Origin of the sequence: Lelliottia nimipressuralis (assembly GCF_004402045.1) — a bacterium.
GTDB classification, from domain to species: domain Bacteria; phylum Pseudomonadota; class Gammaproteobacteria; order Enterobacterales; family Enterobacteriaceae; genus Enterobacter; species Enterobacter chinensis.
In genome coordinates this window covers 196,452-218,036 of the sequence record NZ_SOMG01000011.1, presented here as the reverse complement: position 1 = coordinate 218,036, position 21,585 = coordinate 196,452, and the positions used below count along the sequence as shown (strand labels likewise).

22 protein-coding genes are annotated in these 21,585 nt (G+C 54.2%); 9 read left to right on the top strand and 13 right to left on the bottom strand.

The window, feature by feature from the left end; genetic code table 11:
- Positions 1–308: 308 nt before the first annotated feature.
- Positions 309–1,247: a transcriptional regulator LrhA gene (gene lrhA / locus E3U32_RS04350; RefSeq protein WP_134347777.1), complete on the bottom strand. Its 939-nt coding sequence runs from the start codon at positions 1,245–1,247 to the stop codon at positions 309–311.
- 938 nt (positions 1,248–2,185) lie between these two features.
- Between lrhA and alaA the strand changes: the two genes are divergently transcribed.
- Together alaA and yfbR are read left to right on the top strand one after the other, a co-directional pair.
- On the top strand, positions 2,186–3,400 hold the full coding sequence (alaA, locus tag E3U32_RS04345) for an alanine transaminase AlaA (protein ID WP_008500204.1): 1,215 nt from the start codon (positions 2,186–2,188) through the stop codon (positions 3,398–3,400).
- A gap of 118 nt (positions 3,401–3,518) precedes the next feature.
- Positions 3,519–4,118 carry a 5'-deoxynucleotidase gene (gene yfbR / locus E3U32_RS04340; RefSeq protein WP_134347776.1) on the top strand — a complete coding sequence of 200 codons (600 nt, stop codon included), beginning with the start codon at positions 3,519–3,521 and terminating at the stop codon, positions 4,116–4,118.
- An 80-nt stretch (positions 4,119–4,198) separates the two neighbouring features.
- Here the strand turns inward: yfbR and E3U32_RS04335 are convergent, their stop codons facing one another.
- The 4 genes from E3U32_RS04335 to yfbV form a co-directional block, all read right to left on the bottom strand.
- Positions 4,199–6,031, bottom strand: a complete 1,833-nt coding sequence (locus E3U32_RS04335) for an SLC13 family permease (protein WP_134347775.1) — start codon at positions 6,029–6,031, stop codon at positions 4,199–4,201.
- Positions 6,032–6,106: 75 nt separating this feature from the next.
- Positions 6,107–6,766: a sugar phosphatase gene (locus E3U32_RS04330; protein ID WP_134347774.1), complete on the bottom strand. Its 660-nt coding sequence runs from the start codon at positions 6,764–6,766 to the stop codon at positions 6,107–6,109.
- An 11-nt stretch (positions 6,767–6,777) separates the two neighbouring features.
- Positions 6,778–7,272 (bottom strand): YfbU family protein, encoded by a 495-nt coding sequence (locus E3U32_RS04325; RefSeq protein WP_008502874.1) that lies wholly within the window; start codon positions 7,270–7,272, stop codon positions 6,778–6,780.
- Positions 7,273–7,363: 91 nt separating this feature from the next.
- Positions 7,364–7,819 (bottom strand): terminus macrodomain insulation protein YfbV, encoded by a 456-nt coding sequence (yfbV, locus tag E3U32_RS04320; RefSeq protein ID WP_032641969.1) that lies wholly within the window; start codon positions 7,817–7,819, stop codon positions 7,364–7,366.
- 337 nt (positions 7,820–8,156) lie between these two features.
- On the opposite strand from yfbV, the gene ackA reads away from it, so the two are divergent.
- Both ackA and pta read left to right on the top strand, forming a co-directional pair.
- Complete coding sequence (ackA, locus tag E3U32_RS04315; protein ID WP_134347773.1) at positions 8,157–9,359, top strand: acetate kinase; 1,203 nt, start codon at positions 8,157–8,159, stop codon at positions 9,357–9,359.
- A gap of 76 nt (positions 9,360–9,435) precedes the next feature.
- On the top strand, positions 9,436–11,580 hold the full coding sequence (pta, locus tag E3U32_RS04310; protein WP_134347772.1) for a phosphate acetyltransferase: 2,145 nt from the start codon (positions 9,436–9,438) through the stop codon (positions 11,578–11,580).
- Between the two features lie 106 nt (positions 11,581–11,686).
- Here pta and E3U32_RS04305 read toward each other — a convergent pair whose 3' ends face one another.
- The 5 genes from E3U32_RS04305 to E3U32_RS04285 form a co-directional block, all read right to left on the bottom strand.
- Positions 11,687–12,640, bottom strand: a complete 954-nt coding sequence (locus E3U32_RS04305; RefSeq protein ID WP_134347771.1) for a transketolase family protein — start codon at positions 12,638–12,640, stop codon at positions 11,687–11,689.
- A complete protein-coding gene (locus tag E3U32_RS04300; RefSeq protein WP_134347770.1) occupies positions 12,633–13,463 on the bottom strand; it encodes a transketolase in 831 nt (276 codons plus the stop codon). Before E3U32_RS04300 ends, E3U32_RS04305 begins: the two co-directional genes overlap by 8 nt.
- Entirely contained in the window at positions 13,460–14,851 is a 1,392-nt protein-coding gene (locus tag E3U32_RS04295; RefSeq protein WP_063429128.1) for a PTS ascorbate transporter subunit IIC, read from the bottom strand. Before E3U32_RS04295 ends, E3U32_RS04300 begins: the two co-directional genes overlap by 4 nt.
- A 21-nt stretch (positions 14,852–14,872) precedes the next feature.
- The gene (locus E3U32_RS04290; RefSeq protein WP_134347769.1) at positions 14,873–15,145 is read right to left on the bottom strand and encodes a PTS sugar transporter subunit IIB; all 273 of its coding nucleotides are present in this window, start codon (positions 15,143–15,145) and stop codon (positions 14,873–14,875) included.
- An 80-nt stretch (positions 15,146–15,225) separates the two neighbouring features.
- Entirely contained in the window at positions 15,226–15,636 is a 411-nt protein-coding gene (locus E3U32_RS04285; protein WP_435659340.1) for a PTS sugar transporter subunit IIA, read from the bottom strand.
- Between the two features lie 267 nt (positions 15,637–15,903).
- On the opposite strand from E3U32_RS04285, the gene E3U32_RS04280 reads away from it, so the two are divergent.
- On the top strand, positions 15,904–16,923 hold the full coding sequence (locus E3U32_RS04280) for a LacI family DNA-binding transcriptional regulator (RefSeq protein WP_134347767.1): 1,020 nt from the start codon (positions 15,904–15,906) through the stop codon (positions 16,921–16,923).
- A 3-nt stretch (positions 16,924–16,926) separates the two neighbouring features.
- On the opposite strand, the gene yfcD is transcribed toward E3U32_RS04280, so the two are convergent.
- The 3 genes from yfcD to yfcF are packed head-to-tail and all read right to left on the bottom strand — an operon-like array spanning position 16,927 to position 18,801.
- Positions 16,927–17,493, bottom strand: coding sequence for an NUDIX hydrolase YfcD (yfcD, locus tag E3U32_RS04275; protein ID WP_134347766.1), 567 nt, complete (start codon positions 17,491–17,493; stop codon positions 16,927–16,929).
- A 55-nt stretch (positions 17,494–17,548) separates the two neighbouring features.
- The gene (gene yfcE / locus E3U32_RS04270; protein WP_134347765.1) at positions 17,549–18,100 is read right to left on the bottom strand and encodes a phosphodiesterase; all 552 of its coding nucleotides are present in this window, start codon (positions 18,098–18,100) and stop codon (positions 17,549–17,551) included.
- 56 nt (positions 18,101–18,156) lie between these two features.
- Complete coding sequence (gene yfcF, locus E3U32_RS04265; RefSeq protein WP_134347764.1) at positions 18,157–18,801, bottom strand: glutathione transferase; 645 nt, start codon at positions 18,799–18,801, stop codon at positions 18,157–18,159.
- 140 nt (positions 18,802–18,941) lie between these two features.
- Here yfcF and yfcG point away from each other — a divergent pair, with 140 nt between their 5' ends.
- The 4 genes from yfcG to E3U32_RS04245 all read left to right on the top strand — a co-directional run bounded on the left by yfcG (position 18,942) and on the right by E3U32_RS04245 (position 21,485).
- Positions 18,942–19,571, top strand: a complete 630-nt coding sequence (gene yfcG, locus E3U32_RS04260; protein WP_134347763.1) for a GSH-dependent disulfide bond oxidoreductase — start codon at positions 18,942–18,944, stop codon at positions 19,569–19,571.
- Between the two features lie 75 nt (positions 19,572–19,646).
- Positions 19,647–20,015, top strand: coding sequence for a dihydroneopterin triphosphate 2'-epimerase (gene folX / locus E3U32_RS04255; RefSeq protein ID WP_134347762.1), 369 nt, complete (start codon positions 19,647–19,649; stop codon positions 20,013–20,015).
- A 13-nt stretch (positions 20,016–20,028) separates the two neighbouring features.
- The gene (locus E3U32_RS04250; RefSeq protein ID WP_134347761.1) at positions 20,029–20,922 is read left to right on the top strand and encodes a TIGR01777 family oxidoreductase; all 894 of its coding nucleotides are present in this window, start codon (positions 20,029–20,031) and stop codon (positions 20,920–20,922) included.
- Between the two features lie 44 nt (positions 20,923–20,966).
- On the top strand, positions 20,967–21,485 hold the full coding sequence (locus E3U32_RS04245; protein WP_134347760.1) for a GNAT family N-acetyltransferase: 519 nt from the start codon (positions 20,967–20,969) through the stop codon (positions 21,483–21,485).
- Positions 21,486–21,585: the final 100 nt, after the last annotated feature.

Sequence of the window (21,585 nt, the reverse complement as noted above, 5' to 3'; positions counted from 1 at the left end):
TTTGCCAACGATTCCTCCCCCCAAATAGGAGTATTTTCTTGATCTGAGACACGCTTTTGTTAATTCAACCTGGAATACGGCAACATCTTTCCTGTTTTTTTAACAAAGAGTGGATACGGATGATGTGAGAACGGAAAATGGACAAGTTTTAAGCAAAATGACTTAACTTGTTGATTAAAAGATGTAAACCAGAAAACCCACTCGACATAAACGGGTATTATTGCTAAAAAAAAGCCACTGCATGCGAAAATCACACGAGTGGCTTTTTTTTACACTTACATTTTGTTACTACAATTTTGAGCTATTGATCACTCAAAGTCACCTTCAACGATCAGGGAATCATCCCCCCCTTCGGAGGTAACGCGCTCGAACTGCCATGGGTTATGGTAGTTTTCCATCGCCTCGAATACGACTTTTGCCAACTCGTTATGACTGGTCGAGTTATGGCAGAGCAGATATTGCGTATCAGGCAACGCAGGAAGACCATCAGATTTACCCAGGACGCGCAGATCCGGGCTCATCATTTCTACCGGACGGGCCGTTACGCCAAGCCCGGCTTTCACCGCGGCACGAACCGCTGGCAATGTGGAAGCCACATACGCCAGACGCCACGGAATATTGGCCTCATTGAGCGCCGTCAGCACCATATCGCGGAAAGGGCTCGGGTCATCCAGTAACACCAGAGGAACAGGCTCCCCTTTTTGCAGCACATATTCGGCTGCGCAATACCAGTGCGTAGGCGATGTACGCAGCGTCAGGCAATCAAACTGCCCGGGACGATGCGTGGTGACCACCAGGTCGACTTTATTCTCATTTAACATCTCAACCATAAAGGCATTACGCTTTACACTCACATCCAGCGCAAGCTTCGGATAAACCGAACTAATACGATTGAGAAGAAACGGCAATATAGTATCCGCTGACTCATCAGATGCACCTAACGTTAACACCCCTTGAAGGTTGCTAAACATTAATGACATACATGCTTCATCATTAAAGCGAAGAATTTTCCTGGCATAACCCAGAAGCTGAATACCGTGTTCCGTTAAAAGCTTATTACGCCCGTGACGGGCAAAAAGCTCTTTACCAACCAGTTGCTCCAGCCGCTGCATTTGCTGGCTAACGGCGGACTGGGTTCGGCAAACGGCGGCAGCAGCAGCTGCAAAAGTGTTGAGATCGGCGACCGCAACAAACGTTCTCAGCAGATCGAGGTCGAGATTCATTATCGGACGATTTGCATTTATCATATCTATTCACTTTCAGGTTGCTCGTGCGGAGCTGCCCGGGTTGAAGCTGTGTGTGTAACAGTTAAGCAATTCCCTCTGAAGGTTCTCCCTCGCATCCCGGCCCGGCAGACTGCCTGACAGATAGTTATTGTGCTGCTTTATATCAACAGTCAGAAAGCACGTTTCATGACGTTATTTTTATTCTCTTAAACGTTCAGGATATTTAGATGTTCGCAGGTTTATGTAAATTACATTAAAGGTGTAACACCTTTTCTGCCATCTTTATCGCAGCGCTGTCAACGTAGCAGGAGATGTTCGACACATTCCAGCCAGAGATAACTCCAACAATAACAATCAATTAATTCGGAAAATCAGTCCCAGATATACAAAAAACATGCATCTGTCATCTGCTTTCCTGAAAGACATCTTAACCCAAATCCACTTTATTTATAAGTCTTATTGCAATATTGAGGATTAAAGAAGAATGTTAAGCTTATAAACTAATTTTATTAAAATTAACTAAAGTTGCATTTTATAGGTTAATAATAAATAAATTTTAATTTAGATTAAGTCCATTCATTAATGGCCCTTAACATTAATTTCACATGAGTAACTTTTAACCACATCATGCTATTACAGAAAGATGTATCAAGCATTCAGGTTTTACGAAAAGTCACTCAGGGTGATTGCCACCTCTGTTCTACTCACCACTTATTTTTCCCAGCACAATATACATCATTTCTGCAAATGAACAGCATAACTCACCTAACTCTGTTCTATGCGCACAACTTTAAGGCAGTAAAAAGTTTACCCGCAGCGAAAAAGATTTATCAAAATTCCGCTACCGCCACAAAATCTTCTACTGCACACCCTTCAAAACGAAGCGAGGGGGGAGTACATTATTCCGTGCTGACTTCCACGGCAGGGAGTGGCAATAATAGCGAAAAGGTTAAAGGTTCATGTCCCCTATCGAAAAATCCAGCAAGCTAGATAATGTCTGTTATGACATCCGCGGCCCGGTTCTGAAAGAGGCTAAACGCCTTGAAGAAGAAGGCAATAAGGTTCTGAAACTCAACATTGGTAACCCTGCGCCATTTGGTTTTGAAGCGCCGGATGAAATTCTGGTTGATGTGATCCGCAACCTTCCTACCGCACAAGGCTATTGCGATTCAAAAGGACTTTACTCCGCACGTAAAGCCATCATGCAGCATTACCAGGCTCGCGGTATGCGTGATGTTACCGTTGAAGATATTTATATCGGCAACGGTGTCTCCGAACTGATTGTGCAGGCGATGCAGGCGCTGCTGAACAGCGGGGACGAAATGCTGGTTCCCGCGCCGGACTATCCGTTGTGGACGGCGGCCGTGTCACTGTCCAGCGGTAAAGCCGTGCACTATCTGTGCGATGAGTCCTCTGACTGGTTCCCGGATCTCGATGACATTCGCGCAAAAATTACGCCCCGCACGCGCGGCATCGTAATCATTAACCCGAACAACCCGACAGGCGCGGTCTATTCGAAAGAGCTGCTGATGGAGATCGTCGAGCTCGCCCGCCAGCATAACCTGATCATTTTCGCTGACGAGATTTACGACAAGATCCTGTACGACGCGGCACAGCACCACTCCATCGCCGCGCTGGCCCCGGATCTGCTGACCGTCACCTTTAACGGCCTGTCTAAAACCTACCGTGTGGCCGGTTTCCGTCAGGGCTGGATGGTATTAAACGGTCCGAAAAAACACGCCAAAGGCTATATTGAAGGGCTGGAGATGCTGGCCTCCATGCGTTTGTGTGCCAACGTTCCGGCGCAGCACGCGATCCAGACAGCGCTCGGCGGTTATCAGAGCATTAGCGAGTTCATCGTTCCCGGTGGTCGCCTGTACGAGCAGCGTAACCGCGCGTGGGAGCTGATCAACGATATCCCGGGCGTCTCCTGCGTGAAGCCGAATGGGGCGCTGTATATGTTCCCGAAAATCGACGCGAAGCGCTTCAATATTCACGACGATCAGAAAATGGTGCTCGATTTCCTGTTGCAGGAAAAAGTGCTGCTGGTTCAGGGCACGGCGTTTAACTGGCCATGGCCGGATCACGTACGTATCGTGACGCTGCCGCGCGAAGATGACCTCGAAATGGCCATCAGCCGCTTCGGGCGATTCCTGTCCGGTTATCATCAATAACGTTGCCTTTCTGCCGGGTGGCGCTGCGCTTACCCGGCCTACAACAGCCGCAGATTTGCATCTTCCCTCCCCTCCCCGCACAATGAAGTCCTGTCGCAGTAAAGACAAAAGGTAACCTATGAGTCAGAGTCATTTCTTTGCCCATCTCTCCCGTCTGAAACTCATCAACCGCTGGCCGCTGATGCGTAATGTCCGCACTGAGAATGTTTCAGAGCATAGCCTGCAGGTTGCGATGGTCGCTCACGCGCTGGCCGCCATTAAAAACCGAAAATTCAACGGACAGGTCAATGCAGAACGCATTGCTCTGCTGGCGATGTACCACGATGCGTCAGAAGTGCTGACCGGCGATCTGCCTACGCCGGTGAAATATTTCAACTCGCAGATTGCGCAGGAATATAAGGCCATTGAGAAGATTGCCCAGCAGAAGCTGATTGACATGGTACCGGACGAGTTGCGCGATATCTTTGAGCCGCTGATCGATGAGCATCAATACACGGAAGACGAAAGGTTGCTGGTAAAACAGGCCGACGCGCTGTGTGCCTACCTGAAGTGTCTGGAAGAGCTGTCTGCGGGGAATAACGAGTTTTTACTGGCAAAAACGCGTCTGGAAAAAACGCTGGAATCTCGCCGCAGCGAAGAGATGGATTACTTTATGCAGGTGTTTGTGCCGAGCTTCCATTTATCGCTGGATGAGATTAGCCAGGACTCTCCCCTCTGACTATCGCCCAGCGGCGCTACGCTTGCAGGGACTACGGGGTTGTAGGCCGGGTAAGGCGCAGCCGCCACCCGGCAAAATTTTCAGAACGGGAACAACACCGGTATCAACACTACGCATACCAGCATCACCAGCACGGTGAACGGCACGCCCAGCTTCACAAAATCGCTGAACCGGTAGTTCCCGGGTCCCAGCACCAGGGTATTGACCGGTGAAGAGACCGGCGTCATAAACGCCGCTGATGCCGCCATCGCCACCATCATCGCAAAGGGATACGGCGACACGCCCATGGATTTCGCCATCGCCAGCGCAATTGGTGCCATCAGTACCGCCGTCGCGGTGTTGGAGATAAACAGACCGATGGTGGCGCACATGATAAACAGACAGACCATCATCATGTACGGCCCAAACCCGCCGCCAACGTCCATTAAGCCTTTAACGATCAGATCCACCCCGCCGGTTTTTTGCAGCGCCAGGGCGAAGGGCATCATCCCGACGATGAGAATAATGCTCGGCCAGTGAATGGCTTTATAAGCGCTTTCGGCGTCAATGCAGCGAAATTTCCCCATCAACAGGCAGGCAATAATGGCCGCGACCGGATTGGGGATCTCGTCGGTCAGCATCAGCGCCACCATCAATACCAGGCAAAAAATCGCATGGGGAGCCTGGCTGTGCGCCGGAGAGGCGTCGCTCTCTTCAACAGGCATATTGAGCACCACAAAATCGCGGCCCTTTTGCCCGAGCTGGCTTATCAGCTTCCAGTTGCCAACGACGAGGAAGATATCACCCAGCAGGATCGGCTCGTCCACCACCGCCCCTTCCATGGCCACGCCATCGCGCTTCAGCCCCACGACATTCAGGCCATAACGCGTCCGGAACCCCATTTCCCGCACTGTTTTACCCAACAATTCCGATTCCGGGATCAGCGACACTTCGGCCATACCGACATCCAGCGCCTGGTCTGAGAAATACTCCCCGCGCAGTACCATCGGTTCCAGCAGCTGTTCACTGCAAAACTCACGTAGATCCACCTCCGCGGTGGACATATCAATCAGCAGGACATCTCGCGCACGGAATTCCGACACCCCGTTGACGTTGACGATGACCCGGCGAAAACGACGCCAGCGCTCGACACCGATCACATTCGCGCCATAGCGCTCACGCAGTTTCAGGTCGTCAAGGCGCTGCCCCACCATCGGCGAGCCGGGGCGAATGGCCAGACGGCGCGCCCGCCCGGTGAGGCGGTACTCTTTAATCAGATCGCGGAAAGTGCGTCGTTTCCAGCCTTCTTTGCTTTTGTCCTGTTTTTCGCCTTTGAGGGCAAAACGGGTCAGCAGCATGTAGAACACGCCCAACACCAGAATAACCAGCCCAAGCGGGGTGACGCTGAAAAAACTGAAGCCCTGGAAGCCTTCCCGGAGAAGCTCGCTGTTGACGACCAGGTTCGGCGGCGTTGCCACCAGCGTCATCATGCCGCTGATCAAACCGGCAAAACTCAGGGGCATCATCAGACGCGACGGCGAGCTCTGCATCCGCATGGAAACGCTCAGCACCACCGGGATAAAGATGGCGACCACGCCCGTTGAGCTCATAAACGCCCCCAGCCCGGCGACCGTCAACATCAAATAGATCAACATTTTGGTTTCGCTGTTGCCAGCCACCTTCACCAGCCACGCCCCCATAATGGTCGCCACACCGGTGCGCACGAGGCCATCGCCGATAATAAACAAGGCGGCAATCAGGATAACGTTGGGATCGCTAAACCCGGAAAAGGCTTCCGGCAGCGTGAGCGTTCCGCTCAGCACAAACGCGACAATGACGAACAAGGCGACGGCGTCCATGCGTACCTTGCCCGTGGCAAAAAGAATGATGGCGATTAAAAGCAGGCTCAGGACCCAAATCAGTTCACCGTTCACAACATGTCCTTGTCAGTGGGAGATGAGAAATTTTGCCATAAAAAAGCCCCAGCAATGTGGGGCAATATCATGGGATTACATTTTTAGCGAGACGGTTACAACTCCGTCAGAGGCTTTTGAAACAGCCAGTGCCGTCAGAGAATTCAGCACAAAGTCGGCCTCCTCCAGGCGGGGTGACCCAGCCGGAACGTTCACGGCGATAACGTGGCTTCCGGCGTTCAGCCCGGCCAGTACGCCAGCAGCCGCATCTTCTACTACCACACACTCTGCAGGGGCGAGGCCCAGCAGTTCAGCACCCAGTAAAAATGCATCGGGTTCGGGTTTACCACGCTTGACGCGCTCCGCAGTGATAAACACTTCCGGCTTCGGTAAACCAGCCGCCTTATGACGGGCGTGGGCGACGGGAATAGAACCTGAGGTGACAATAGCCCACGGGATCTGCGCTTCGTTCAGATGCTCAAGCAGTTCGCGCGCCCCTGGCAATGCGGTGATGCCGTCCGTGTCAGTGGCTTCAATGTGTTCCAGGTATTTGAACTCCGCCTGAATTTCGCCCTCAGAGCGTCCGGCCAGAAAGTGCCGTAGCGAGGTAATGGCCTGTTTGCCATGGATAAAATTCAGCACCTCCTGATGGTCGATGCCATGTCTGTCAGCCCAATGACACCATGAACGCTCCACAACCGGCAGCGAATCCACCAGCGTACCGTCCAGATCAAACAGAAAACCTCTACACTGCACACGCACCTCCGTCAGGCATTAATGATTTGTTGAATTTCGTTGCTGCTTAAATGGTACTGACGCGGGCAGGCGTGCCACGCGCTCAGCATACGCTGATATTTATCCCACATTGGGGTCTGCGCGTTGAAACCGTGGGTGCCCGCGTCAAAGTGGGTATAACGCCCTTCAGTATTCACCATAAAGCGAACATAGCTCAGATAACGCGCTTCCGTTGCCGCATCAAAGCCTAAGAAGGTCACGCGGCGCTCGTCAATGGACTGCTGATCTTTGAGATTCGTCCAGGACACGTGCAGCGCGTGATACATCTCCATGATGTCGATCACGATGCGGCAGGTTTCTTCTTTCAGTTCGCCAAACTCGCGGTCCAGTTCGCGCATTTGCAAACCAAAGCCGCGTTCGACGATGGTCTGCAGGCGGCTGTAGCGCGCAGCGTTATCGGGATCAAGCATAGTCATCATCTTGTACTGGTTAGACAAAATCAGACGTTGAGCATGGGTCATTTCCATCTTTCGACTCCTGTAGCGCATTGCACTTAAAAAAAAGACACGGTAACTGATTGTTACTGTGCCTTCTTTTCGTCGTCGTTTCGATGATCAATCACAAGTCATCGAGGAATGTTTTATCCAGTTGCTTAAAAGCGCGCTTTAACGTGTCCGCCAGCGCCTGGTAATCCGGCTTACCTTCGACCGGGGCGAGCGCCTGCCCGGCCTCCTCCAGTTTTCCGCGAACTTCATAAAACCAGTGTAAAATAGAAGGTGGAAGTGGCGTGACAGAGCGTTTACCTAACCACCACAGCCCCTGCATCGGCAGGCTTAACGCGAAGAGTGCCGTTGCGACGGCAGGTCCAAGCTGCCCACCCAGCGCTATCTGCCAGCACAAAGTAAAGACAGCAACTGGCGGCATAAAGCGAATCGCATAGCGCGTGGCGCGGATGGTGCGATTCTCAATGAACATGGGCGCAAGGCGCTTTTCCATCGGCCACGTCTTTGCGTAATGCTGTCCCCGACGAAACAGACTGAAGAAATTTACGGACGGGTTCTCTGGTGTCGACATGGCTGTACCTCAACTTCACATATAAAAATTAAAATTTTCGTGCAAAACCACAACAAGCTATGACAACGTTCAAAATATTTTGTCATCTCTACCCCGTATCGGGTATCCTGTGCCAGCCTGATAGGGCCTTAGACGAGAATCATTAACTCGTCAAATTATTGCATATTATGCCATTGGCTGAAAATTGTGCAAAATGGCATAAAATCATAGTTATTTCTTCCATCATGCCACAATGTTCGTTTGGCATGATGTTAATCATAAATGTCTGAGTCATCATGCGTTACGCTGTTAGACTCACTGACGTTTTTTTAGCCACGTATCAATAATAGGTACTTCCATGTCGAGTAAGTTAGTACTGGTTCTGAACTGCGGTAGCTCCTCACTGAAATTCGCCATCATCGATGCGCTCAACGGTGACGAATACCTCTCTGGTTTGGCCGAATGTTTCCATCTGCCTGAAGCACGTATCAAGTGGAAGATGGACGGCAGCAAACAAGAAGCGGCTTTAGGTGCAGGCGCCGCTCACAGTGAAGCGCTGAACTTTATCGTTAACACTATTCTGGCACAAAAACCAGAACTGTCTGCTCAGCTGACTGCGATTGGTCACCGTATCGTCCACGGCGGCGAAAAATACACCAGCTCCGTTGTGATCGACGAATCTGTAATCCAGGGCATCAAGGACTCTGCGTCCTTCGCACCGCTGCACAACCCGGCGCACCTGATCGGTATCGCTGAAGCGCTGAAATCCTTCCCGAATCTGAAAAACAAAAACGTGGCCGTATTCGACACCGCGTTCCATCAGACCATGCCGGAAGAATCTTACCTCTATGCCCTGCCATACAGCCTGTACAAAGAACACGGCGTACGTCGTTACGGCGCGCACGGCACCAGCCACTTCTATGTGACGCAGGAAGCCGCAAAAGTTCTGAACAAGCCGGTTGAAGAACTGAACATCATCACCTGCCACCTGGGCAACGGTGGTTCTGTTTCTGCTATCCGCAACGGTAAATGTGTTGATACCTCCATGGGTCTGACCCCGCTGGAAGGTCTGGTGATGGGTACTCGTTCCGGTGACATCGACCCGGCGATCATCTTCCACCTGCACGACACCCTGGGCATGAGCGTTGACCAGATCAACAAAATGCTGACCAAAGAGTCTGGCCTGCTGGGTCTGACCGAAGTCACCAGCGACTGCCGTTACGTTGAAGACAACTACGCAGACAAAGAAGACGCTAAACGTGCAATGGACGTTTACTGCCACCGTCTGGCGAAGTACATCGGCTCTTACACTGCGCTGATGGACGGTCGTCTGGACGCGGTTATCTTCACCGGCGGTATCGGTGAGAACGCGGCAATGGTTCGTGAACTGTCCCTGGGTAAACTGGGCGTTCTGGGCTTCGACGTTGATCACGAACGTAACCTGGCTGCCCGCTTCGGCAAGTCTGGCTTCATCAACAAAGAAGGCACCCGCCCTGCTCTCGTTATCCCAACTAACGAAGAACTGGTCATCGCGCAAGACGCGCACCGCCTGACTGCCTGATTCCACACCGCCAGCAATGCTGGCGGTGCTGTTTTGTAACCCGCCACATTTGGGCGGTAACGAAAGAGGATAAACCGTGTCCCGTACTATTATGCTGATCCCTACCGGAACCAGCGTCGGCCTGACCAGCGTCAGCCTTGGCGTTATCCGTGCTATGGAACGCAAAGGCGTTCGTCTGAGCGTCTTTAAGCCAATCGCCCAACCACGTGCCGGTGGCGATGCGCCAGACCAGACCACCTCCATCGTTCGTAAGAACTCCAATCTGCCAGCGGCTGAACCGCTGAAGATGAGCCACGTTGAATCTCTGCTGTCCAGCAACCAGAAAGACGTGCTGATGGAAGAGATCATCGCCAACTACCATGCTAACGCGCAAGACGCTGAAGTGGTGCTGGTTGAAGGCCTGGTCCCGACACGCAAACACCAGTTTGCCCAGTCTCTGAACTTCGAAATTGCGAAAACCCTGAACGCAGAGATCGTTTTCGTGATGTCTCAGGGCACCGATACCCCAGAGCAGCTGAACGAGCGTATCGAACTGACGCGCAGCAGCTTCGGCGGCGCGAAAAATACCAACATCACCGGCGTGATCGTGAACAAGCTGAACGCGCCAGTTGATGAGCAGGGCCGCACTCGCCCTGACCTGTCCGAAATCTTCGACGACTCTTCCAAAGCGAAAGTTGTCAAAATTGACCCGGCTAAACTGCAGGAATCCAGCCCGCTGCCAGTACTGGGCGCGGTGCCATGGAGCTTCGATCTGATCGCCACCCGTGCAATCGATATGGCGCGCCACCTGAACGCGACCGTGGTTAACGAAGGCGACATCAACACCCGCCGCGTGAAGTCCGTGACCTTCTGTGCGCGTAGCATTCCGCACATGCTGGAACACTTCCGCGCAGGTTCCCTGTTGGTGACCTCCGCAGACCGTCCTGACGTGCTGGTTGCTGCGTGTCTGGCCGCGATGAACGGCGTGGAAATCGGTGCCATCCTGCTGACCGGTGCTTACGAAATGGACCCACGCGTCGGCAAACTGTGCGAGCGCGCATTTGCGACTGGCCTGCCGGTCTTCATGGTGAACACCAATACCTGGCAGACCTCTCTGAGCCTGCAGAGCTTCAACCTGGAAGTGCCTGTTGACGACCACGAGCGTATTGAGAAAGTTCAGGAATACGTTGCGGGTTACATCAACGCAGACTGGATCGAATCCCTGACTGCGACCTCCGAGCGCAGCCGCCGTCTGTCTCCTCCTGCATTCCGTTACCAGCTGACCGAGCTGGCGCGTAAAGCAGGCAAGCGCGTTGTTCTGCCAGAAGGCGACGAACCACGTACCGTTAAAGCAGCGGCTATCTGTGCAGAGCGCGGTATCGCGACCTGTGTGCTGCTGGGTAACCCGGATGAGATCAACCGCGTTGCGGCGTCTCAGGGCGTTGAGCTGGGCACTGGCATCGAAATCGTTGACCCTGAAGTGGTCCGCGAAAGCTACGTTGCCCGTCTGGTTGAGCTGCGTAAGAGCAAGGGCATGACCGAAGCCGTTGCGCGCGAGCAGCTGGAAGACAACGTGGTGCTGGGTACGCTGATGCTGGAACAGGACGAAGTTGACGGTCTGGTTTCCGGTGCAGTTCACACCACTGCGAACACCATTCGTCCACCGCTGCAGCTGATCAAAACGGCACCGGGCAGTTCTCTGGTCTCTTCCGTCTTCTTCATGCTGCTGCCTGAACAGGTTTACGTTTACGGCGACTGTGCGATTAACCCGGATCCAACTGCAGAGCAGCTGGCTGAAATCGCTATCCAGTCTGCGGACTCCGCGATTGCCTTCGGTATCGAACCTCGCGTGGCGATGCTCTCCTACTCCACCGGTACCTCTGGTGCAGGTAGCGACGTAGAGAAAGTGCGTGAAGCGACCCGTCTGGCACAGGAAAAACGTCCTGACCTGATGATCGACGGCCCGCTGCAGTACGATGCCGCCGTTATGGCTGACGTTGCGAAATCCAAAGCGCCGAACTCTCCGGTTGCAGGTCGCGCTACCGTGTTCATCTTCCCGGATCTGAACACCGGTAACACCACCTACAAAGCGGTACAGCGTTCTGCAGACCTGATCTCCATCGGGCCAATGCTGCAGGGTATGCGCAAACCTGTGAACGACCTGTCCCGTGGTGCGCTGGTTGACGATATCGTCTACACCATCGCGCTGACCGCGATCCAGTCTTCGCAGCAGCAGCAGTAAGATAAAAAGCCCGGTGGCGCTAGCGCTTACCGGGCCTACGGTTTTGTAGGCCGGATAAGCGAAGCGCCATCCGGCAAGAAAGGCGACTACAGAGTCGCCTTTTTTATTACAACAACTCTCTCGCCGCCGACACAATGTCATGTGCCGTCAGGCCATACTCCTTCTGCAGGAACTCCTGCGTCCCCACCTGGCCGTAACGCTCTTTTACCCCCACCCGACGCATCGGTACCGGGCAGGTTTCCACCAGCACTTCCGCCACCGCCGACCCCAGCCCGTTGTGAATGCTGTGGTTTTCACAGGTCACAATCCGTCCGGTTTTCTCGGCGTAGTTCTTCACCAGCATCCGGTCGATGGGCTTCAGGGTAAACATGTCGATAACCGCCGCGCTGACCCCCTCCTGCTCCAGCTGATGCGCCGCCTCCAGCGCTTCCGCCACCATAATGCCGTTGGCAATAAGCGTAATATCACTCCCCTCGCGCAGCACGTTGCCTTTGCCGATGGTGAAGGTTGAGCCCGGCGCATACACGCTCGGCGCCTGCTTGCGGATGGTGCGCACCCAGTAGAAGCCTTCCAGGTCGATAAGCTGACGCAGCACGTCCTCAAACATCACAGCGTCGGTCACCTCCAACACCACCGAGTGTGCCAGACCACGCACGATGCCCATATCCTCAAACGACATATGGGTTCCACCGTTATGACAGGCCGTCACGCCTGCATCCGAGGCAATCACCTTTACGTTGTTGCGCTGGTAGTCCAGGGACATAAACAGCTGGTCAAAGCAGCGGCGGCTGGCAAACGCGGTGAAGGTGTGCACGAACGGCTTGCGTCCGGTAAGCGACAGCCCCGCCGCCGTGCCGATGACGTTGGCCTCCATAATGCCGCAGTTAATCACGTGCTGCGGATAATCGCGCGCGACGCCGTCCATTGCCATTGAGCTCATCAGATCGGCTTCAAGCGCGATAATCTCACTTCCTGCCTCAATCTGTTTTGCCACAAAACCCGCGTAGACTTTACGCATCTCAACGGCGTCTTTCTGTCGTGGCGGTGCAACCTTAATCATGTGAAGCCTCCAGTTGGCGAATCGTCTCGTTGAGGGCCGCTTTGCTCTCCGCGGTCAATCGCAGGTGGTGCGAGTTGCTGAGCTGCTCCAGGTACGGCACCCCCTGCCCTTTGATGCTGTCGAGGATGACGACTAACGGACGCGCATCGGCAGCCGGGACCCGCGACGTCACTGCCAGCAGACCCGGAATGTCGTCGCCCTTCACCGTCGCCACCTCAAAGCCAAAGGCGCGGAATTTCCCCTCCAGGTCGAATGCGCTGATGATCTCATCCAGTTCGCCGTCGAGCTGCTGTTTGTTCCAGTCGACGAACACCGTCAGGTTGTTCAGGCGATGGTGGGCAATAAACTGGAAGGCTTCCCAGCACTGGCCCTCGTTCAGCTCGCCATCGCCAACGATGCAAAATACCCGGTTTGGCCTTCCTGCCAGCCTGTGTGGCAACGCCATTCCGCCTGCGATGGAAATCCCCTGCCCCAGCGAACCGGTGGTGGCATCCACGCCGCGCGTTTTCAGGCGGTCCGGGTGGCTTGGCAGGCGCGTACCGTTCTGGTTCAGGGTGCTCAACTCTTCCACCGGGAAGTAGCCCTTGATCGCCAGCGTGCTGTAGAGCGCCGGGCCCGCATGACCTTTCGACAGGACAAAATAGTCTCGCTCTGGCCAGTCCGGGTCCGCTGGGTCGATTTTCATCACCGCGCCGTAAAGCACGGCCAGCGTTTCAACCACCGACATACTGCCGCCGTAGTGGCCAAACCCCAGCTGCGTCAGCGATTTCAGGGTCTCAAGACGAATTTGACGCGCGAGTTCGGTTATCTCTTTCTCATTCATGATTTGGCTCCGGTGTTTTCCTGCGCGTTACCGCCAGCAGGTTTGTTTTTCGCGAAGACGTTGTACGCCACCAGCAGCGCGAACAACGCCACAACCAGCCCGGTAATGGCAAGCGGCGACAGGAAGCGCGCCAGGTTGCCGAGCACAATCCCAACGGCACCGAAATCAGCGTCCGAGAAGGTGGTGTTGGCAAAGCCAATTGCGCCCAGTACCGGCAGCAGCAGAACCGGCAGGAAGGTGATCAGCAGGCCGTTAGCAAAGGCGCCAATCATTGCCCCGCGTCGTCCGCCGGTGGCGTTACCAAACACGCCCGCCGTTGCGCCGGTGAAGAAATGCGGCACCACGCCCGGCAGGATCAGCACCCAGCTGAACTGACCGCAGATGAACAACCCTACAATTCCCCCGAGGAAGCTGAACAGGAAGCCAATCAGCACCGCGTTTGGCGCATACGGATAGACCACCGGACAGTCCAGGGCTGGACGCGCATTGGGCACCAGTTTTTCCGAAAAGCCTGTAAAGGCCGGGACGATTTCCGCCAGAATCAGGCGCACGCCCTGAAGGATGATGAACACGCCCGCCGCGAAGGTAATTGCCATGATGATGGCGTAGACAAGGTAGTTCTGACCTCCGCTGAAGGTCGCCTCAACGTACTCACGTCCGGCGCTCACCGCCATGATCAGGTAGATAATCATCATGGTCAGCGAGATAGAGATCGAGCTGTCGCGCAGGAAGCTCAGGTTCTTCGGCAGGTTCATCTCTTCGGTTGAGCGTGAGCCTTTGCCGACCTTGCTGCCAATCCAGCCGGAGAGCACGTAGCCCAGCGTGCCGAAGTGGCCGAAGGCGATCTCATCGTTGCCGGTAATGCGCTTCATGTAGCGCTGCGCAATCGCCGGGAAGAAAGCCATGATAAGACCCAGGATCAGCGATCCGGTAAAGACCAACCCTACGCCCTCAAAGCCCGCTACCGTCAGGATCACGCCAATCATGCACGCCATGTAGAAGGTGTGATGCCCGGTCAGGAAGATATACTTCAGGCGGGTAAAGCGCGCGACGATAATATTCGCCACCATTCCGAAAGCCATAATCAGTGCGGTTGAGGCGCCGTATTTTTCCAGTGCAATGGAAACAATCGCCTCGTTATTTGGAATAATGCCCTGGATATTAAAGGCGTGTTCAAACATACCGCCTAAAGGATTTAATGACCCGACCAGAACCGTGGCGCCGCCGCCCAGAACAATAAAGCCCAGTATGGTTTTAATGGTCCCTTTCACCACGTCGGAAAACGCTTTTTTCTGCGCAACCAGACCGATTAACGCAATTAACCCCACCAGCACCGAAGGGACTTTTAAAATATCAACAACGAAATTCAGCGTTTCAAGGATAAACATATCCACCTCGCCTTATCAGGGTTATTGTCTTTCGAACCAGGCGCGCAACTGCGCTTCAAGTTCGTTGATATCGATGATGTTGTTGATCACCACCAGCTGGGATTCCGGCACACTGGCGCTGGCCGCAATGTCTTTTGCCATCACGAAAAGATCGGCCGCGCCCGGCGTGGCCGAGGAGAGATCGGAGTGTTCAACGTCAGCCTCAATCTCCAGCTTTTTAAGCACCTTTTTAATATTCATTTCGACCATAAAACTACTGCCCAGGCCGGAACCGCAAATAGCCATGATTTTCATTATTGTCCCCTTATTTTGAGTAGAGTACGCCCCATCACGCTGGCGCGTAATGTTGTGAATAATCGGATTAAAGAGTTAAATCAGAAGCGGTCAATAATCGTTTTTATCTCCTCCAGGGTATTCGCCTGATGCAGTTCGGCCATATCTGCATCGCTGGAAAATAATTCAGCCAGCGATGAGATCATCTCGATATGACTATTTTTGTCGGGTGCCGCGAGCATAATAATGACGTCGACAGGGTCAAACTCACCGGCACCAAACGAGACGCCCTGTTTTAGTTTTAATAATGACAACCCCAGTCCTTTGGCTCCTTCCTCCGGCCGCGCATGCGGCATGGCTAGCCCTGGTGCCAGCACATAATAGGGTCCTAACGTGTGGTGCTGCTGAATGATGGCCGTGACGTATTCAGGCTCAATCACCTGCAAATCCAGTAGCGGCTTCGCGCACAGCTCCAGCGCCTGCGGCCAGTTTTCCACGCTATCCTGCAGCATGATGGTTGTATCATATATCCATTTTTTGAGCACTTTTCACTCCCGCTACACGCTAAAGATGAGCAAACTTTATTCAACACATCGCTGAATGACTGCGATCGCGATCACAAAGATAGCGCTACCAATCGTTAACATGCAGAAATGTGATAGCGCTATCAAATTGCAATCACGGCGCTAAATCACAGCAAAAAAAGGGATTTAAGGCGTATACTGCCTGTCACGTGAAGCGAAGGAAAAGAAGAACGCGTCTGGTCAGCAGGAAGGTGTATGTCTTTAACCCGAAAACGGCGTAGTACTGGTAAAGTGACACTCGCCGATGTCGCACAGCTTGCCGGTGTAGGCACGATGACCGTGTCCCGTGCACTCCGCACGCCTGAACAGGTTTCCGATAAACTACGAGAAAAAATTGAAGCTGCGGTGCAGGAGCTGGGCTATATGCCTAATCTTGCCGCCAGCGCCCTGGCCTCGGCGTCGTCATGGACAATCGCCATGGTGGTGCCTAATCTCTCCGAAGCTGGCTGCTCGGAGATGTTTGCCGGGCTGCAGCAGGTGCTGCAGCCTGCCGGGTATCAGATCATGCTGGCTGAATCCCAGCACCGCCTTGAGCAGGAAGAAAAGTTGCTGGAGACGCTGCTGGCGTCGAATATTGCTGCCGCTATCCTGCTCAGCGTTGAACATACCGACACCGTTCGTCACTGGCTAAAAAATGCCTCCATTCCGGTAATGGAAATGGGTGCCATGCGTGCCGACCCGATTGATATGAATATCGGGATTGATAACGTGGCGGCCATGTATGAGCTTACGGAAATGGTGATTAAGCGCGGCTACCAAAATATTGGCCTGCTGTGCGCCAACCAGGAGCAGTGGATTTTCCAGCAGCATCTGCAGGGCTGGTACAAAGCTATGCTTCGCCACCATATGTCACCGAATCGGGTCATTAACGCGGCGATGTCGCCGAGTTTCTCGACCGGCGCAGCGCAACTGCCTGAATTTCTGCTGGCCTGGCCCGAGCTGGATGCGCTGGTATGCGTCTCTGACGAGCTGGCCTGCGGTGCGCTGTACGAGTGCCAGCGCAGACGAATCAAGGTGCCGGACGATCTGGCGGTAGTGGGTTTTGGCGATAGCGACGTCAGCCGCGTCTGTCAGCCGCCGCTGACGACGATGGCGGTACCGCATCGTAAGATTGGGATTGAAGCCGGGAAAGCGTTACTGGAACGTCTGAATGACGGAGACTGGCGCGACCATAAACCCATCGCGTCCAGCCTGTGCCTGCGGGAAAGCTGTTAAGGCTTATTCAGCCTCTTCCTCTTTTTCCGCTTTGCTTTCTGGCTTAGCGGATTCGTTTTTGGCGTTGCGGGTCATCCACAGTGCCAGCGCTTTTAACGAATCCGGCGTGAACTCGTCGCAGCGCGCGGTAATCTCTTCCGGCGTCATCCAGTTCACTTCGCTGACTTCTTCTTCCTGCAGGGCGAAAGGCCCGTGAGAGACGCAGCTAAACAGCCCGCCCCAGACGCGGCAATGTTCGTCCTCGAAATAGAACTGGCCGTGCTCGGCAAACGGCACACCGGCAATGCCTAACTCTTCTTCCGCTTCACGACGCGCAGAATCCAGCAGCACTTCATCCGCCTGGACAACGCCGCCTGCAGTGGCATCCAGCATACCAGGGAGAAAATCTTTGGTGTCCGTACGGCGCTGGACCAAAATTTTGCCCATACCGTCGTGCACAACAATATACGTTGCGCGGTGACGCAGACGCTCCGCACGCATTTGTTCGCGGCTGGCCTGCGCGATCACTTCATTCTCTTCGTTGACAATGTCAACCCACTCTGTACTTGCCAAATGACTCTGCTCCACCATCGGGAAACCTTCTCGTCTAAGCGCTCTTTCGGCGCGTTTGCAGTTGAGGTGTAACTTACGGATTAATCGCTACCTGCGCAATAACTTGCTGATCATTAAGTGCGATAACGCTCAGGGTATTTCCTTCCAGCATGCCATAGCTCGCAGGATATCCGCCTTTCGGTATGCTGACCGAACCCGGGTTAAAGTGATAAATATCACCGTGTTTTTCAGCAACCGGAATATGAGTATGACCGTAAACCAGGACATCGCCAGCCGCGAGCGCCGGGAGATTATCCGGGCTAAAAAGATGCCCATGGGTCAGGAACAGGCGGCTGTCTTCCAGCAGCACCTGTTGCCACGGCGCGGTAATGGGAAAATGCAGCAGCATCTGGTCCACTTCGCTGTCGCAGTTGCCGCGCACGGCGATGATACGCGAGGCATGCGCATTCAGTTTTTCAGCCACCTGCGCAGGGGCATAGCCGTCCGGCAGCGCATTACGCGGGCCGTGATTGAGCACATCACCCAGAATGATCAGCCACTGCGCGCCGCTTTGTGTAAACAGAGAGAGCACACGCTCGGTAGCGGGCAGCGATCCATGGATATCCGACGCAAACATCAGTTTCATCAGTCACTCCTCGGGAAAACAGACTGCCCTCATCATACCTGAAGCGTCTGGGCTTATCAGCCCGCGCGCTTAGCGGAGAGTGCCACATAGCGCTGCACGGAGGCTCGCTGCCACTGAAACGCTGCATAATCGACCAGCAACTGAGGCACCTCATCACCGTTGAGTATCAAACGGTTTAGCATCAACGCCAGATCGATGTCGGCAATGCACCACTCGCCGAACAGGTTCGGGTTACCATGGGATAGCAGCGCGGTGGCGGTTTCAATTAGTTTCTGCGCGCTTTCGGTGCCTTCTGCGCTGAGCGCTGGCTTTTTCACCCCGGCAAACACAACATCCGTCGAGCGTTCCACGCGAATCGGTACCAGATCGCTACGCAGCCACGCCTGGATCTGCCGCGCCCGGGCGCGCTTTTGCAGGTCGTGAGGATAGATACGCTCCCACTCGGGCGGCGCGAACCGATCTTCCAGATATTCATCAATCGCCGATGATTCGCTCAGGGCAAAGCCATCAATTTCCAGCACCGGCACGCGTCGGGTCAGGTCGTAACCCTGCCACTGCGGTTTGAGATGTTCACCGCCGTCGAGATCAACGGTCTTCAGCGTAAAAGTGAGCCCTTTTTCGGCCAGCGCAACGTATACGCTCATAACATAGGGAGAAAAGAAATTCGCATCGGACCACAACGTGATTACGGGCTGGTTCATAACATCCTCATCGGCTGATCGGTTTTCACTCAACATATAATCTCTTTGCCTCGCTGTCACTTGATGAAAACTCACGATTTACAACAACCACCTATACTCATTTGTCATGGCACCACTCTTCGCATGGACAGGAGTTGAGAATGATCGACCTTTATTATGCCCCTACCCCAAACGGCCATAAGATCACCCTCTTTCTTGAGGAAGCCGAACTGGATTACAGGATCATTCGCGTGGATATCAGCAAAGGCGATCAGTTCAGTCCTCTCTTTCTGGCTATCTCGCCGAACAATAAAATCCCGGCAATTATTGATAACCAGCCGGTGGACGGGGGCAGACCGCTGAGCCTGTTTGAATCCGGTGAAATTTTGCTCTACCTGGCGGAAAAAACCGGCAAACTGCTGAGCGGAGAGTTGCGCGAGCGTCACCATACCCTGCAATGGCTCTTCTGGCAGGCAAGCGGACTTGGGCCGATGTTGGGGCAAAATCACCATTTTACCGCTTACGCCCCGCAGCCCATTCCTTATGCGATAGAACGCTATCAGGTAGAGACTCAACGGCTCTATGACGTTCTGAACCGTCGGCTGGAGAAAACACCGTGGCTCGGGGGCGATCATTACAGCATTGCCGATATCGCCTGCTGGCCGTGGGTGAATACGCATGAAAAACACCGAATTGACTTAGCCGCTTACCCGGCCGTGAACAACTGGTTTGAACGCATTCGGACCCGCCCGGCCACCGAACGCGCGATGCAAAAAATCCAGCAGATTTAACGCGGTATGAGGCTGGGTGCCCGCGAGCCTCTCATGTATGATGAGCGGGAAATACTGACACGGAGAAGACCTGCAATGTCACAGCCAGACGCTGTTATTCGTATAAAAAATTTACGCTTGCGTACCTTTATCGGCATCAAAGAGGAAGAGATCGCCAACCGTCAGGATATTGTCATTAACGTGGTGATTCACTACCCCGCAGAAAAAGCGCGGGCCAGCGAAGACATCAATGACGCGCTGAACTACCGCACAATAACCAAAAACATCATCCAGTACGTAGAAAATAACCGCTTCTCTCTGCTGGAAAAATTAACTCAGGATGTGCTCGATATCGCACGCGAACATCACTGGGTCACTTATGCTGAAGTTGAGATCGATAAACTTCACGCCCTGCGTTACGCCGACTCCGTCTCTATGGCGTTAAGCTGGAAACGCCAGGCGTAACCCTGGAGGTTGTATGAAGATTTTGCTGACCGGCGGTACTGGCCTCATTGGTCGTCATCTTATTGCGCGTCTGCAGGCCTTGCATCACGATATTACCGTGGTCACGCGCAGCCCTGAGAAAGCGCGCCAGGTGCTGGGGGCGGGTATTGATATCTGGAAAAATCTGACCGAGCAGCAAAATCTGGACGGCTTCGACGCCGTCATTAACCTCGCGGGTGAACCCATTGCCGATAAGCGCTGGACGGAAGAGCAAAAACAGCTGTTATGCAGCAGCCGGTGGAACATCACCGAAAAGCTGGTCGAGCTGATCCGCAACAGCCACACGCCGCCTTCAGTGCTGATTTCAGGTTCAGCAGTGGGCTATTACGGCGATCTCGGTGAGGTGGTGGTGACCGAGGAAGAGCCGCCCCATAACGAGTTCACCCATAAACTTTGCGCCCAGTGGGAGCGTATCGCCTGCACGGCGCAGAGCGATCGTACCCGCGTCTGCCTGCTGCGGACCGGTGTCGTCCTCTCGCCGAAAGGCGGCATTCTGGCGAAGATGCTTCCCCCTTTCAGGCTCGGACTCGGCGGCCCCATCGGCAATGGCCGTCAGTATCTGGCCTGGATCCATATCGACGATATGGTCAACGGTATTCTCTGGCTGCTGGATAACGATCTGCGCGGGCCGTTTAACATGGTTGCGCCGTATCCGGTGCGTAACGAACAGTTTGCCCACGCGCTGGGACATGCCCTGCATCGCCCGGCGATTTTGCGCGTGCCTGCCACGGTGATTCGCCTGATGATGGGTGAAGCGTCTGTGCTGGTACTGGGCGGGCAGCGCGCGCTGCCAAAACGGCTGGAAGCGGCCGGCTTTGCGTTCCGCTGGTATGAATTAGAAGAGGCGCTGGGGGATGTGGTGCGGTGAATATGCTACAGTCATACGCCATGTTTTGATCAAATGGCGTAACAATGGCAACCATCACCACACCCCGTCTGCACCTCACCCCTTTCGAACCCACTGACTGGGCCTTCTTTCGCTCGCTGCGGGAAGACCGTAATATCATGCGCTATATGGGCGCCATCACCCCGGAAAAAGAGACCCGACGCGTGTTTGCCGCGCGACTCACGGCTGCACATGTGTTTGTGATCCGCTTTCAGGATGATGACACGCCGCTTGGCGATATCGGCCTGCAAATCAGCACAGAGAATCGTGAAGAGGCCGATATCGGCTATACAGTTGTGCCTGCCGCGCAGGGAAAAGGTATCGCCAGCGAGGCGCTGCGCGCGGTGTGTGATTATGCGTTTAACCAGACCGGCGTGAAAGCGATCAACGCGTACGTTCTGGCGGACAACGGCGGGTCGGTGCGGGTGCTTGAGAAAGCCGGGTTTGTGCGCATGCAGGTGCTGGAAAAGGCGTATGAGATTGACGGCGTGCGCTATGACGACTGGGTGTATCGGCTTGAGTATGCCGGCCGGCAACGGAATTAGTAGGCCCGGTAAGCGAAGCGCCACCGGGCGATTGGGCTGTACTGCGGTCTGATGCCCTCACCCCGACCCTCTCCCACAGGGAGAGGGAGAAAGGCAAAAC